Here is a 13611-nt window from a genome sequence, read left to right as displayed (position 1 = left end):
TCCGGATACGTCTTGTCCCGCTCCCAGTTGCTGATCGTCTGACGCGATACATAGAGCTTCTCGGCAAGTTGCTCTTGCGAGAGGCCCATCGCCTCGCGCCGCGTCTTGATCTGGTTGCTGATGTCCATCGTCACCTCCCGGTCGTGAAGGAGCGTCCCGCGAACACGTAGGGTGCGCTATCGAATCTGTTGTACATCATATGCGGCAAGGCTTGCCGGGCGCTGCAAAAACTGTTTTGCACGGGGTTTACCTGCATGATTGTTGCTGCGATGGCTTAGCGATGTTGTCGAGCAGTCATCCAAGTGTACAGGTCCATGGCGGCGTAGCCGATTGCGGTATAGGCAACCCCATGGAACGCAAGGTCCTGGCTGCCCTCGACCGCGAGGGGAAACAGGAGCGCGGATCCGATCCCGAGCGCCGCGGGTATCCAGAAGAGCGCCCTCGCGGAGTTCGCGGCGAGCAGGCCGAGGGCGATCGCAGTTACGGGGAGCACGAGGTAGATCAGCGTCATCATGGCGATCATGCCGGCATCGGATGGGACGATGCTCACCAGGAGGACGGGGATTGCCCAGCAGGCGCCAACGATTGCGATCAATGCGATGAGGGACGCGCGTACGGTGACGTTCATGGGGCACCTCCTAACGGGAATCGCCCCCATTCTGGCATACATCTTCAGAATGGGGGCAAAGGGGGATACCATTTCGGGGAACGGGTGCGTACCCGCGCTTTTAACTCAGCATCTTGGCGAGCATGCCGATGCCGACGCCCACCAGTCCGCCGGCGATGGCGCCGATGATGATCTGCACCGCGTTGCGCGTGCCCTTGACCCAAGGGTTCATCTCGCGCTCACGGCGCCCCTCGAGCGTGTCGCGATCGACCTGCTCGCCGCGGCTAAACGCCAACACCTCGCGGTACGTGACGAGGTCGTGCTGCTTCTTCATGCGTTCCATATACACGAACGCCACGAGCATCACGACGAGCGCCACGGCGGCAAACGCCGCGGTGGGCGCGATGTGCATGCCCCAGCCCCATTCGAACTGGAACGCCGCCCACGCGCTCAGCACCAAAAACACGACCGCGCTCACGACCGTGATTGTGGAGAGGGCGTTGTACTTCTTGACCGCTTCGTTCATTACCTGTGCCATGGTTTCCACATCTCCTTTGATGAGGGAGTCCACGGTCACCCCGAACACGTTGGAAAGCAGCAGCAGGCTCTGGACATCCGGATACGTACGGCCGCACTCCCAGTTGCTGATGGTCTGGCGCGACACGTAGATGCGCTCCGCCAGATCGTCTTGGGACAGTCCGAGCTCCGTGCGATGCTCCTTGATGTGCGAGCCCAGCTCCATGCGTTTGCTCCCTAGAGGGTCGGGGTGACCCCTGTCGAGAGCCACCATGTCATTGACGCGAGCATCGTACCATCAAAGGTCTTTATATTTGACCCCCACGGGGCAAAATCGAGCTGTCAAAAGGCTTTATATACGACATCTAGCTGGGAAAAGAACGGTCCCCAAAGGCGGATGCCTCCGGGGACCGGTTGGTGCGTATAGAGGGGGCGAGCTTGCTTTGGGTTGGTGTTGGCCCCGCCGCTCGGCTCGACTTTGGAGCGGCGGGGCTCAGCTCTGCCTCGGCGCTGGCGAGGCAGAGCGCGGCTTTGCCCCGACGTCGGCAGCGGCCGAGCCCTGTCTTCCCGGCTTAGCCCTCTTCGCCTTTGGGCGTGCCCTTGAACGAGGGCTCTTTCTTTGGCAGCCTTCCCGCGCGTTTGAGGGCGTCTCGCAAGATCCATTCCACCTGACCGTTGGCGCTGCGCATCTCATCGTCCGCCCAGCGTTGGACGGCCTCCCAGATAGCGGGGTCTATACGGAGTGGATACTGCTTGCGTGCCATGACGTGCCTTCTTGTCGAATGTGCAATTTTGCACCCGTCCCCAAATTACTCATTGGTGTTGGGGTTAGTACAGCGAGCCTGCGTTGAGCACCGGGTGCGCCTCGGATTCACCGCAGAGCACCACCATGAGGTTGCTGGCCATCTGCGCCTTGCGCTCGTCGTCGAGCTCGATGGTGCCGCCGGCAGCCATCTCCTTCACGGCCATGTCGACCATGGAGACCGCGCCCTCGACGATCTTCTTGCGTGCGGCGATGACGGCCTCGGCCTGCTGGCGGCGCAGCATCGCCTGGGCGATCTCGGGGGAGTAGGCGAGGTGCGTGAGACGTGCATCGTCGACCTCGACGCCGGCGGGCGCCAGGCGCATCGCGAGCTCGCGGCGCGGGGCTTCGGAGACCTCTTCCACATTGGCGCGCAGCGTGATGGCGCCGGCGGCATCGGACTCGTCCTCCAGGTGGTCGTAGGCGTACACGCTCGCCACGTGGCGCAGCGCCGTCTCGGCCTGCATGGCGACATAGCTCTGGTAGTCGTCGACGTCGAAGAGCGCCTTGGCGGTATCGGCGACGTGCCACACCACGACGGTTGCGATCTCGATGGGGTTGCCCATTTTGTCGTTGACCTTCAGGCGCTCGCCATTCAGGGTGCGCACGCGGGTGGAGATGGTGGTGGGGTTGCCCTTGGCGGCCTTCTGCGCCGCGGCCTTGGCGGCCTTGGAATCGCTCATCTCGAGCTCGATCATCTCGCCGATCCCGGCCGATCCGCCCATGCTCTTGCTAAAGAACGGGTTGGCCCAGAAGAAGCCCTCGTCGCGGACGGTGCCCACGTACTTGCCGAACAGGATGCACACGCGCGCCTGGCCGGGCTGCAGCGAGAAGAATCCGTTGAGTGGGATGAACCACAGGCAAAACGCGAGGATGCTGAGGCCGAGCCCCCATCCGTAGACTGCGGGCGCGTCGACGCCGTCGGGCGTGCTCGCGAGCCCGATGGTGCTCCAGATAAAGAGGCCGATGATGGCGATGAGCGCCACCGCCACGGCGACGAGCATGCCGTAGCCCGACTTGGCCTTGAGTTGCTTTTCCACGCTCATTGTGAGTTCCTTTCACGACTGCGCCGGCGTTTGCGTGACGTCCCCGGCGCCGCGCTCCAGATTGCGATGGGGAGGAGGCGAGTCCCCGAGCAGTCCGTGCGACTGCTGATTGCATTGTGATATCACATTGAAACCAAGTCAAGGAGAATCGGATGCCGTCTCTCATGGCATAAGTGGTTCGGGGCGCCCGGCATCTACGCTCCGTAGAGGTCTTCCTGTTGCATCTTGGCTCGCAAGTCCCTATAATAGCTCCACTCACGGCTGAAGGTTTACCTCGAGATTTGGAAAGGGGAGCTGCACCATGCTTGCTTCCATGAGGATTTGGCTCTAGCCACGGTCGCGTGAGCGACCGGTACTTCGCTGCATACCACCGATCGCATCAAAGGATTATTCCATGACACAACCGAATCCCTGCGCTTCTTGGAAGCGCTCGCTCGCCATCGTCTGGATCGGCGAGTTCTTCTCCGTGCTCACGAGCTCCATTCTGCAGATGGGTCTCATCTGGCACGTCACCCTCACCACCGGCTCCGCGAGCGCCCTGTCGTTCGTGAGCCTGGCGGCCTTCTTGCCCATGGCGCTCCTCGGCGCCTTCGCGGGCACCATCGTGGACCGCACGTCCATCAAGCGTCTCATGATCGGCGCCGATCTCTTCATCGCGGCCGTGAGCCTCACGCTTGTCTTCGGCTCGCTTCGGGGCGACCTCTCTGTCGCCGTTGTGGCGGCGGTGCTGTTCGTCCGTGCGCTGGGCAGCACGCTCCATACGCCCGCCTTCAACGCGCTCACACCGCTCATCGCCCCGCCCGAGGTGCTCGGCAAGCTGGCGGGCATGCTGCAGTTCATGCAGTCGGGTAGCTATATCATCGGCAACGCCATCGCCGCGGTGGTCTACCCGGCGTTTGGTCTGACCTTCATGATCGCGCTCGATGTCGCCGGCGCGGTGCTCGCGAGCATCGCGGTGGCGACCTCCGGCATCAAGACGCCGGCGCCCGAGCGCCATACGCCCGAGGAGAACGCCGAGGCGTCGCACCGCGCGGTGCGGGCCTTCCTATTGGAGACGGCCAACGGGTACCGCGAGCTCAAACGCCATCACGGTCTGTTCGCCATGCTCTGGATAGGCTTCGCCTTCTCGGTCCTGTTCTCGCCCATATCCGCGCTGTTCCCGCTCATGGTGTTCGACCATTTTGGGGGCACCACTACGCAGTCGGCTATCGCGGAGATCGCGTTCTCGGTCGGCATGATCGCGGCGAGCGGCTGGATCGGGGCGACGGGTGGCCTTAAGAACCGCGCGCTTTCGTGCACGCTGGCCATCGGCCTCTTCGGAGCGGGCACGCTCGCGGGCGGCCTCGTGCCCCCTTCCGCGCTCGTTGTGTTTCTGGGGCTTACGTTCGCGATGGGGGTCTCGAGTCCGCTGTACAGCGCGCCGCAGATGGCGCTCATGCAGGAGCGCGTCGATCCCGAGTGCATGGGCCGCGTCTTCGGTCTGTACGGAGCGGTCTGCAGCTGGGCTATGCCCGTGGGGCTCGTCGCATCGACCTTGTTCGCGGACGCCATCGGCGTAAGCGCGTGCTTCGTGCTCATCGGTGCTGCAATGGTGATCCTAGCAGGCATCACCTGGGCGATCCCGAGCATCCGCAAGATTGGGTAGCGCTCTGGCGGAGTGCGTTTCGTTTCGGACGGCTCGTAGGGTCGCTGCGACGTGAAGGGTGGTCGACGGTGCGCCTGCGAGGGCGCCGTCGACCACCCTTTTGTTTAATTCGTCTGGCCCGGCGCCGATCATCATCTGTTCGCCGGGCGATTGCGATGCCGCCGCTTGCCGATACGCGGCTCCTTACGTTGTGCGCATCCCATCGTTCTGGCAGCGTTTCCTGCAGTTAATCTCCAGAGCCCGAGGCGGTGGCCCCTATGAGTAATCTGCTCGAATCCATTCTGCGCGTCGGTATGACCGTGTTCATCGTCGGCCCGCTCACTGCATGGGTCGCCCGCCGCGGCGCGCGCGAGCGCAGCGAGGCAACGGACAGCCTCGATTGCTTCTTGGTGCGCATGCCCGCAGCCATCCGCACGATCATCGCCTGCTGCGCCGTCGCGTTCGAACTGCTCATGCTGGGTGTCTACGTCTGGCAGGGCGTCTCGCTGGGCGAGTGGGACCACGAACTTGTGTGGTTCGGTCATGCCATGGCGCTCGCGGGTATGGCTATCTGGGCCTTGCTGAGCATCCCGCGTATCGACGTGGACGGTGGGCGCATTCTCTCGCGTAACGCCTTCGGCATCCGCAAGGAGACGACGTTTGGCAACATCACCCGTGCAACGCTTCACACGCAGATGATGAGGATCGACCTGTTCGAGGGCGACCGGAAGTTCTGCTCGATAAGCCTCGAGGGGGTGTGCTCGCTCAACCTCCTCGCCCGTCTGGAGGAAGAGGGCATCGAAGTCTCGGACGCCGTCGACGGTCCCATGACCAAGGCGGGCCTGTGTTGGTCTGCCATCAAGCCGTTGACGATTGTTTTCAACGGCATGGCCCTCGTCTTCTCGCTCGTCCTCGCCTTCATGGCGGTCTTCACCGACGAGGGTGCGCGCCTGCTCGTGCTCATCCCGTTCCTGTTCCTACTCATCGGCGTCGCGCTTCCCCTGGTCATGCTCAGCATGCCGGCCCGCGGCATCCTCGAGATTGGCAGGCAGGAGCGCGAACTCGGTTTCTCCTTCTCCGAGGAGATAGCAAGCCGAGGTGCCACGGGCACTTCGCTTGTCGACGACGATTGGTTCATCGAGATAAGCAACGCCCGCGTCGTGGCGTTTCGCCGCGATTACCTCAAGAAGATCACGGCGCACGAGAACAGCGAGAGCGGCGACCGCTGCACGGTGACCACGAGGGGTGGTCGCAAAATCAAAGTGTATGCAGCGGGCAGCACGCTCGAGGACCTGCGCACGTGGTTCAAACAGGGCGCCAAGGCAAATTGCGCCGCCAAGATTTCGGCTGCTGTCGATGCAGCGATTCTGGGCCACGATATGGCCATGCAGTGCCGTGGTTTCCGTGCCGGCGAGGGTCTGATCCAGGATACGGTGGAGGAGACGATTGCCAGCATGGGCTATGTGGGCCGTGTAGGCATGAAGGACACCGACGTCGAGATCCTCAACATCATGATCGGCAAAACCGTCGTCGACTGCTAGGGGCTCTGGGGCGCTCCATCTTGCTGTTGAAACCATCGTGCTTGTGGCTGTAAGGCACCTGTCTGCATAGCGGACAGGTGCATTTCTTTACCGGTGAACGGTTGGCATTTGACGGTAAACGGTAGTTGGAGTCAGGAATAGTCATTCAGTTTCACTCATTGTCAAAATGTTGCATTAACTAAAAGTGCAGGTAAAAGCTGGTATATTACCCAATTACTATGAAAAGCTATGAATATGCATGAAAAAACGTGATTGCGAATGAGAATTACTTGCAATAGACTGTTGTTACGGAAGAGGCGCCTGCCCAAACGCGCGCAACGGTCGGGGCTTTCCGTTTGAACGTTTCCTTGCAGGAAAGGCAGCTCAGCGATGAAATTCGCAACCCGCATCAACTCCTACTACCGAACCGGTGAGAAGAACATCGACCGCGTCTTCGACCAGTTCCAGCACGTCGGCCTCACCCATGTGGACCTTAATTACCCTGAGCACGTGGTGGGCATCCCCGCCGAGGAGATGAAGGACAAGCTCGACGCGCATGCCCTCAAGCTCAACGGCACTGCTCTTCGCTTTCGCAGCGACTTTATCAATGGCGACCTGGGCAATCAGGATCCTACGCTCGCTGGGGAGGCACTTAAGCTCTGCTATGAGGCCTGTGATTACTGTCGCACCTGCGGCGGCGATACCGTGACGATCTGGCTCGGTCATGATGGCTTTGACTACAGTTTCCAGATCGACTACACCCGCGTGTTTGACAACCTCGTTAAGGCGTTCCAGGCGGTTTGCGACTATGCGCCCGACCTGCATATCTCCATCGAGTACAAGCCCTATGAGGAGCGCAGCTACGCCTATATCGATACGATGGGCCTCACCGGCATGATCCTCAACGCGGTGGACCGCGAGAATCTTGGCGTTACGCTCGATTACTGTCACATGCTCATGAAGCACGAGAACCCCGCGATGGCTACCGATATCTTCGGTCGTGCCGGCAAGCTCTACGGCATTCACCTCAACGATGGCTACGGCGTGATGGACGACGGACTCATGATCGGCATGGCTACGCCTGTCAAGACGCTCGAAATGCTCTTCTATCTCAAGAAATACGCCTTTGACCACGCTATCTACTTCGATACGTTCCCAATTATCGAGGATGCGGAAGGGGAGTGCGCTCATAACCTCGCTATGATGAAGCTTATGAATGACTCCTTGGAAAGTGTGGGCCAGGAAAAGATACAGTCCGTGATTGATGCAAACGATGCACTTGCAGCGGCCGCGCTCGTGCGCGAGCTCTTCTGCGCTATGGGGAGGTAATCATTCTATGAAACGTGATTGGGAAGCTACTGCCGAGGGCATTCTTGCCGCCGTGGGCGGCCCCGAGAACATCTCGGGCATGACGCACTGCGCCACTCGTCTTCGCCTGAACCTACGTGACGATTCCAAGTGTGACGACGCGGCCGTCAAGGAGGTCGACGGCGTGGTCAACACCGTCAACTCAGCCGGCCAGTACCAAGTGCTGATTGGCACCGAGGTACCCAAGCTCTATGAGAAGTTCGAGCCGCTTGTCAAGGGCTCGGACGCCGAGGTCTCCACGAGCGCCTCCTCCGATGAGGGCATCGTCTCCAGGATCTTCTCCGCCATCTCGGGCGTCTTTGCTCCGCTGCTGCCCGCCATGGCCGGCTCCGGTATCCTCCGCGGCCTGCTGATCCTTGCGGTTCAGCTCGGCCTTATCACCGAGGGTACGGGCACCTACACCATTCTTTACACCCTCTCGATGAGCGTGTTCTACTTCCTGCCGGTGCTTCTGGGCTTCTCCTCGGGCAAACGCTTCGGTGCGAGCCCGTATCTGTCGGCCCTGATCTGCGCCTGTCTGCTCTATCCCGACTTTATCGGCTTGATGGGCGACGCGGGCAACGGCGCCATGAGCGAGTTCTTCGGCATCCCCGTGGTGCTTATGAGCTACAACTCCACCGTTATCCCGGCCATCATCGCCATCTGGGTTTACTCGTTCCTCTATAAGTTCCTGGATGAGCATGTGCCCGAGACCCTTAAGCTCGTCGTGCTTCCCGCGGTCTCGCTGATTATCATGGTTCCCGCCACCATGCTCGTGATCGGCCCCTTGGGCGTCTATGCCGGCGAGGGCATCGCCTTCGTGGTCAACTGGCTCATCGCCCGCTCCAACGTGCTTGCTGGCATCCTGGTGGGCGGCGGCTGGTCCGTGCTCGTCTCGATGGGTATTCACTGGGCCGTCAACCCCATCATGATTAACAATATCGCCTCCAACGGCTTCGACTACATTTGCCCGGCCACCTTTGCCTGCAACTTTGCCGTCATCGGTTGTGCCCTCGGCGTCTTCCTCAAGGCCCGTGATCAGAAGCTCAAGAGCTTTGCCATGACCGGTGCCGTGACCATCTGCCTCTCTGCCATCATCGAGCCCACGCTCTTCGGCATGCTTGTCAAGAACAAGAAGCTCTTCCTGGCTCAGATCATCGGCGGTGCCTGCGGCGGCGCGTTCCTCGGCCTTTTCAAGGTCGTCACCACGGCCTTTGTCTTTGGCTCCGTCACTACGTTCCCGGCCTTCGTCTCCTCCGATCCGATAAACTTCGCTTTCGCCATGATCGGCATGGTTATCTCGGCTGTTGTCGCCGGCGTACTCGGCTACATCTTCACCGACAAGGACGATCAGCTCGCCTAGTCTTGCTTTGGGGGTACGAGTCATGAGCCCAAGGCTAAGACCGACTTCCATCTAATAAGGGGTCGCTGCTTATATCGCAGCGGCCCTTTTTGCTTTTGATTGGCTTGATTAGGTTAAACTTTGAAAATAGATGAAAAGGAAGGAACGCCGATGATTCCGTATGAGCGCCATGAACTGATTCTTAATAAGCTAAAGGAGGCTGACCTGCTCAAGATAGATGAGCTCGCGGCCTTTATGCCCGATGTGTCGATGTCTACGCTGCGCCGCGACCTCAAGGAGCTCGAGAAGCGGGGGAGCATCGAGTATCTGACCGGCGGTGCGGTCAAACTGCATTCTGCGGCTCGCGAGGTGAGTGTCTTTGAAAAGGGCGCGCAGCGGAGTAGTGAGAAGGACCTGATCGCGCGTCGTGCGGCAGCGGAGGTCGAGGACGGTGAGACGGTCTATGTCGACTCCGGTACCACCGCGACGGCGCTCCTGAGCCTGCTCGTCGACAAGCCGGTGACTATCTACACCACCAACGGCTATGCATGTCGGTTTACGGGCGAGCTTGCTGCTAAGGTGGTGGTAATTGGCGGCGACTTCAACCCCGTTACCTGCTCGCTCACCGGTCCTATGGTTGAGAGCGCGCTGCGCGAGCTGTACTTTGACCGGGCGTTTATAGGTGTCAACGCGGTGGACGAGGACCGCGGCATCATGACGCCAGGTTATCCCGAGGCTATCAAAAAACGTATCGTGATGCAGAATTCCCAAGCGAGTTACGTACTCGCCGATAGCTCCAAGTTCCACGTGTTTTCAAATGTAAAGGTGTGCGACCTGGAGGGCTTTACTGTTATTTCCGACAAGCGCGACGCCAAAATCGGCGAACGCGTCAAAATGATCACGGCCTAGGACACTGGGGCATCGCATCTTGCCCTCAAGCCGTTGCCCACGTAACGAAGCGTGGGGCAAACGTGCGCCCCATTCCTGATTTGGGGACTAGCTTAGTTCGTCGGCTATTTGGTGCTCGTAGAAGGCTTCTACTACGGCGTTAAAGTCGCGGGCGAAGTCTTCCATGGTTCCACGCCAGGTGGCTCGGCCGGGCTTTCCTTGGCCCACATAGGCGGTTTGAATGCCGCAGGCGGGGCTGGGGAAATCGCGCTTGGGGTCGTTGCCCACCATGAGAACCTCATGTGGCTCGAGCCCCATGACCTGCAGCTGCTCTAGATAATATGTGGCATCGGGCTTGCAGCGCGTGGCGTTGCCCATGTGCGTTACGAGTTCGAAGGGCGCGTCTGTCAGCTCGCCCCAGCCCATGCGGCATTCGATGGCCCCCTGCGGAAAGCTGGGGTTGGTGAAGAGCGCGCAGCGCAGTCCTGCATCCTGTACGGCCTGGAGCGCGGCATGTGCGCCCGGCATGGCTTTTGCGTTGATCAAGTCATCGTTCTTGTACGGCAGAACTTCGTGATCGTAGTAGGTAAACGCCTCGTAGATAAGTGGGTCCGAGAGGCAAATGCCGCACCGGCGCTCAACCTCTTCCTGGTAGAACTCAAGATTGGTGCGATTGTCCGTGCTGCTGCGGCGATTGGCGTTGAGGTCGACCAGGATGGTGCCGAGGCGTGCCATCGTGCCCCCGCGGCTGCGACGTCCGATATCCGCGAGCATCGACGAGACATCCTTAAAATAGCGAAGGATGAACGCGTTGAGGTTGATGCTAAGAAGCGTCTCGTCCATATCGAAAACGACTGCTTTGAGCACGCGGGCACCTTTCTCGAAAAATCGTTCCAGAATCGTATGTCTGGGATACTTTACCCCAAAGCAGTGTGCCTAGCTGCTCATCGTCAACTTGTGGAGACAGTCGTTCACAAGATTGCGAAAAAGTCTCCATACGAGTAAAAAATCGCAGTTCACGCTTGAAATCGAAGCGATTTCCCCGTAATCTATACGGACGTGATTGCATAAGCGTCACATCAGTATCTGTCGGCTCCCGAGTGTTCCTAAACGTTGTGTGCTTGTCGCACCCATCTGTAGGTCCTAGCAATCGGGGCCCCGTAGTTCGAAAGGGGTCCACCTTTGAGTGAGATTCAGAACTCGTCCATTTTCTCTCTTGACGATGTCAACGAGGAGGAGATGAACAACCTCATCGACGGTACGATTACCGACTTTGATGAGGGCGATCTCGTTAACGGCACTGTCGTTAAGATCGAGCATGACGAGGTGCTCGTTGACATCGGATTCAAGTCCGAGGGCGTTATCCCGGTCCGCGAGCTGTCCATCCGCAAGGACGCTAACCCTGCAGACATCGTTGCACTCGGTGATCCCATCGAGGCTCTGGTTCTCCAGAAGGAGGACAAGGACGGTCGTCTGGTCCTGTCCAAGAAGCGTGCCGAGTACGAGCGTGCTTGGAACCGCATCGAGGAGAAGTTCAACTCCGGCGAGAACGTCGAGGGCGAGGTTATCGAGGTTGTCAAGGGCGGCCTGATCCTCGACATCGGCCTGCGTGGCTTCCTGCCCGCTTCCCTCGTCGACCTCCGTCGTGTCAAGGACCTCACCTCCTACATGGGCACCCGCATCGAGGCCCGTGTCATCGAGATGGACCGCAACCGCAACAACGTTGTCCTCTCCCGTCGCGTCGTGCTCGAGGAGTCCCGTAAGGCCGAGCGCTCCGAGATTCTGTCCAAGCTCAAGTCTGGCATGCGTCTCCAGGGCACCGTTTCCTCCATCGTCGACTTCGGCGCCTTCGTCGACCTCGGCGGTATCGACGGCCTCATCCACATCTCCGAGCTCTCCTGGAACCACGTCAACCATCCTTCCGAGGTTGTCAAGGTCGGCCAGGAGGTCGAGGTCGAGGTTCTCGACGTCGATCTCAACCGCGAGCGCATCTCCCTGGGTCTCAAGCAGACCACCGAGGATCCGTGGCGCGCACTGGTCAAGAAGTACCCCGTCGGCGCTATCGTCGAGGGCACTGTGACCAAGCTTGTCCCGTTCGGCGCTTTCGTCGACCTGGGCGAGGGCATCGAGGGCCTGGTGCACATCTCCGAGATGGCCAACAAGCACGTCGATCAGCCTTCTCAGGTTACCCACGTGGGCGACAAGGTTCAGGTCAAGGTCATGGAGATCGACCTCGACCGTCGTCGTATCTCCCTGTCCATGAAGTCTGCTGCTGAGACTCTGGGCGTCGAGATCGAGGTTACCCCGCTGCCTTCCGAGAAGAAGGACGAGGAGACCGACGCCGAGTAAATCGGTTTGACGATCACTTGTTTTAAGGGATCCGTCCGCAATGGACGGGTCCCTTTTGCATTTGCTGCTGAGGTGCGCGATACTGCCCGGGCTGTCCACAGGCTATTGAGTTGTCGGTACATGAAAAAATGCCGACATCCCGCCTCGGGGAGGAGGCGGGAACGCACCGAGTAGACGGAGGGGTGCGGAGCGCGGTCGCGTCTCGACTGACGACGTTGCCCATCGACAGGACCATTGTAGCGCATGGGCGGTTCTTGGTTTATCGTGCGAGCGCTTGTGTTGTGCCGTTGCCTGCGGCAACGGTGTGCTACACTCTTGCACTGCTGAGTGGGCCAGACGGTCGCGCGATGTGCTGCTTGCGGTACGCGTGAGGAAAGTCCGGGCTCCAGAGGGCGGGATGCCGGCTAACGGCCGGGCGGAGTGATCCGACGGAAAGCGCCGCAGAAAAGAAGACTCCCACCTGCGCCGCAAGGCGTAAAGGGAAAAGCTGAAACGGTGGTGTAAGAGACCACCAGCGTCGTGGCAACACGGCGGCTTGGCAAGCCCCATCCGGAGCAAGCGCGAATAGGAACGCTATGGGCCGGCCCGGTCCGCGTTCGGGTAGCGTGCGTGGAGCTGCATGGTAACGTGCAGACAAGATAAATGACCGTTCACGACAGAACCCGGCTTATCGGCCCACTCGGCACTTTGTTGACGCTGCGAACCCGTCAGCGCGGCAATCTGCCTTTCAAGCCTTCGGGCATGACCATAAGGTCAATGCCCTCGGCTTTCAAGGCACCTTGCTCGCGCTGACGGGTTCTCGCTTTCGTTGACGGAATCATCGGCGTTGTCATTCTTTTTACTAGGGTTATCGTATTATTGAGGCTGTTTGTTGCTGCGCTTTATTTTGTTGAGGGGCTTTGTTGGACAGCTATTTTACTCTGCAATCGAATATTGAGGTTTCGGGCGAGTTTGTGGACCGCAAGAGCCGGTTTATTGCCCAGCTGGTCCATATTGAGTCCGAGGATGAGGCGAATGCCTTTATCGAGACCGTTCGCAAACGCCATTACGATGCTCGACACAATGTTCCCGCGTGGATTTTGGTCGATGGACGCGAGCGCCAGAGCGATGATGGTGAGCCGAGCCGCACGAGTGGTATGCCGACGCTCGAGGTGCTGCGCGGTGCGGGACTTAAAAACGTATGCTGTGTTGTGACGCGTTATTTTGGCGGCACGTTGTTGGGGCCCGGCGGTCTGGTACGCGCCTATACCGCGGCGACGCAGGCGGCGGTGGCCGCGGCTCAGGAGGCCGGGCAGATCGTCGAGATGACGAGCGTCGTGCCGGTTGATGTGCATGTGGCCTATCCACAGTATGAGCAGGTGCTTCGCTTGGCGCAGGATTCGGGTGCCAAGGTTTCGGATACCGATTACGCGGATGCCGTGACACTTCACTTGGTGTTTAAAGCGGGGGCGCAGGAGCCGTTTTGCGCTAAGATGCGTGAGCTTATGGCGGGGCGCGAGGAGATTGAGGTTGGCGCTCCCGAGTTTGCGGAGTTCTAACGACGACGGCCGGCGTGCTTTTGGATGAATCC

At 59.9% G+C, this 13611-nt stretch carries 13 protein-coding genes and 1 other RNA gene; 8 read left to right on the top strand and 6 right to left on the bottom strand.

Annotation, left to right across the window (positions count from 1 at the left end; genetic code table 11):
- The 5 genes from DWV58_RS04700 to DWV58_RS04680 all read right to left on the bottom strand — a co-directional run.
- On the bottom strand, window positions 1–128 hold a 128-nt coding region (locus DWV58_RS04700; protein WP_147345861.1), incomplete at its 3' end, for a helix-turn-helix transcriptional regulator.
- A 146-nt stretch (window positions 129–274) separates the two neighbouring features.
- A complete protein-coding gene (locus DWV58_RS04695; RefSeq protein WP_117776353.1) occupies window positions 275–628 on the bottom strand; it encodes a hypothetical protein in 354 nt (117 codons plus the stop codon).
- Window positions 629–728: 100 nt separating this feature from the next.
- On the bottom strand, window positions 729–1349 hold the full coding sequence (locus DWV58_RS04690; RefSeq protein ID WP_117762863.1) for a helix-turn-helix domain-containing protein: 621 nt from the start codon (window positions 1347–1349) through the stop codon (window positions 729–731).
- Window positions 1350–1695: 346 nt separating this feature from the next.
- Window positions 1696–1887, bottom strand: coding sequence for an Arc family DNA binding domain-containing protein (locus DWV58_RS04685; RefSeq protein ID WP_117734980.1), 192 nt, complete (start codon window positions 1885–1887; stop codon window positions 1696–1698).
- Window positions 1888–1951: 64 nt separating this feature from the next.
- A complete protein-coding gene (locus DWV58_RS04680) occupies window positions 1952–2971 on the bottom strand; it encodes an SPFH domain-containing protein (RefSeq protein WP_117776352.1) in 1020 nt (339 codons plus the stop codon).
- A 394-nt stretch (window positions 2972–3365) separates the two neighbouring features.
- On the opposite strand from DWV58_RS04680, the gene DWV58_RS04675 reads away from it, so the two are divergent.
- The 5 genes from DWV58_RS04675 (at window position 3366) to DWV58_RS04655 (ending at window position 9713) form a co-directional block, all read left to right on the top strand.
- Window positions 3366–4616: an MFS transporter gene (locus DWV58_RS04675; protein ID WP_117776351.1), complete on the top strand. Its 1251-nt coding sequence runs from the start codon at window positions 3366–3368 to the stop codon at window positions 4614–4616.
- Window positions 4617–4873: 257 nt separating this feature from the next.
- The gene (locus DWV58_RS04670) at window positions 4874–6136 is read left to right on the top strand and encodes an L-serine ammonia-lyase, iron-sulfur-dependent, subunit alpha (RefSeq protein ID WP_117776350.1); all 1263 of its coding nucleotides are present in this window, start codon (window positions 4874–4876) and stop codon (window positions 6134–6136) included.
- A gap of 369 nt (window positions 6137–6505) precedes the next feature.
- Window positions 6506–7444, top strand: a complete 939-nt coding sequence (locus DWV58_RS04665; RefSeq protein ID WP_117776349.1) for a sugar phosphate isomerase/epimerase — start codon at window positions 6506–6508, stop codon at window positions 7442–7444.
- Between the two features lie 7 nt (window positions 7445–7451).
- Window positions 7452–8825: a PTS transporter subunit EIIC gene (locus DWV58_RS04660; protein WP_117776348.1), complete on the top strand. Its 1374-nt coding sequence runs from the start codon at window positions 7452–7454 to the stop codon at window positions 8823–8825.
- Window positions 8826–8975: 150 nt separating this feature from the next.
- Window positions 8976–9713, top strand: a complete 738-nt coding sequence (locus DWV58_RS04655; RefSeq protein ID WP_117776347.1) for a DeoR/GlpR family DNA-binding transcription regulator — start codon at window positions 8976–8978, stop codon at window positions 9711–9713.
- 87 nt (window positions 9714–9800) lie between these two features.
- Here the strand turns inward: DWV58_RS04655 and DWV58_RS04650 are convergent, their stop codons facing one another.
- Window positions 9801–10559 (bottom strand): HAD family hydrolase, encoded by a 759-nt coding sequence (locus tag DWV58_RS04650; protein WP_117776346.1) that lies wholly within the window; start codon window positions 10557–10559, stop codon window positions 9801–9803.
- A 315-nt stretch (window positions 10560–10874) separates the two neighbouring features.
- On the opposite strand from DWV58_RS04650, the gene rpsA reads away from it, so the two are divergent.
- The 3 genes from rpsA (at window position 10875) to DWV58_RS04635 (ending at window position 13579) form a co-directional block, all read left to right on the top strand.
- Window positions 10875–12041: a 30S ribosomal protein S1 gene (gene rpsA, locus DWV58_RS04645; protein ID WP_022095232.1), complete on the top strand. Its 1167-nt coding sequence runs from the start codon at window positions 10875–10877 to the stop codon at window positions 12039–12041.
- Window positions 12042–12365: 324 nt separating this feature from the next.
- Window positions 12366–12727, top strand: an RNA gene (rnpB, locus tag DWV58_RS04640) — RNase P RNA component class A.
- Window positions 12728–12940: 213 nt separating this feature from the next.
- Entirely contained in the window at window positions 12941–13579 is a 639-nt protein-coding gene (locus DWV58_RS04635) for a YigZ family protein (RefSeq protein ID WP_199585994.1), read from the top strand.
- The last annotated feature ends 32 nt before the right edge of the window (window positions 13580–13611 follow it).

Origin of the sequence: Collinsella sp. AF11-11 (assembly GCF_003465485.1) — a bacterium.
Classification (GTDB): Bacteria; Actinomycetota; Coriobacteriia; order Coriobacteriales; family Coriobacteriaceae; genus Collinsella.
The sequence above is the reverse complement of the archived record's forward strand: the minus strand, read 5'-3'. Positions and strand labels throughout refer to the sequence as shown.

Coding starts and splice junctions, on each gene's coding strand:
- DWV58_RS04665 (WP_117776349.1), top strand. CDS start 6,506: ATGAAATTCGCAACCCGCATCAACTCCTACTACCGAACCGGTGAGAAG.
- DWV58_RS04675 (WP_117776351.1), top strand. CDS start 3,366: ATGACACAACCGAATCCCTGCGCTTCTTGGAAGCGCTCGCTCGCCATC.
- DWV58_RS04685 (WP_117734980.1), bottom strand. CDS start 1,887: ATGGCACGCAAGCAGTATCCACTCCGTATAGACCCCGCTATCTGGGAG.
- DWV58_RS04680 (WP_117776352.1), bottom strand. CDS start 2,971: ATGAGCGTGGAAAAGCAACTCAAGGCCAAGTCGGGCTACGGCATGCTC.
- DWV58_RS04660 (WP_117776348.1), top strand. CDS start 7,452: ATGAAACGTGATTGGGAAGCTACTGCCGAGGGCATTCTTGCCGCCGTG.
- DWV58_RS04695 (WP_117776353.1), bottom strand. CDS start 628: ATGAACGTCACCGTACGCGCGTCCCTCATCGCATTGATCGCAATCGTT.
- DWV58_RS04690 (WP_117762863.1), bottom strand. CDS start 1,349: ATGGAGCTGGGCTCGCACATCAAGGAGCATCGCACGGAGCTCGGACTG.
- DWV58_RS04655 (WP_117776347.1), top strand. CDS start 8,976: ATGATTCCGTATGAGCGCCATGAACTGATTCTTAATAAGCTAAAGGAG.
- DWV58_RS04670 (WP_117776350.1), top strand. CDS start 4,874: ATGAGTAATCTGCTCGAATCCATTCTGCGCGTCGGTATGACCGTGTTC.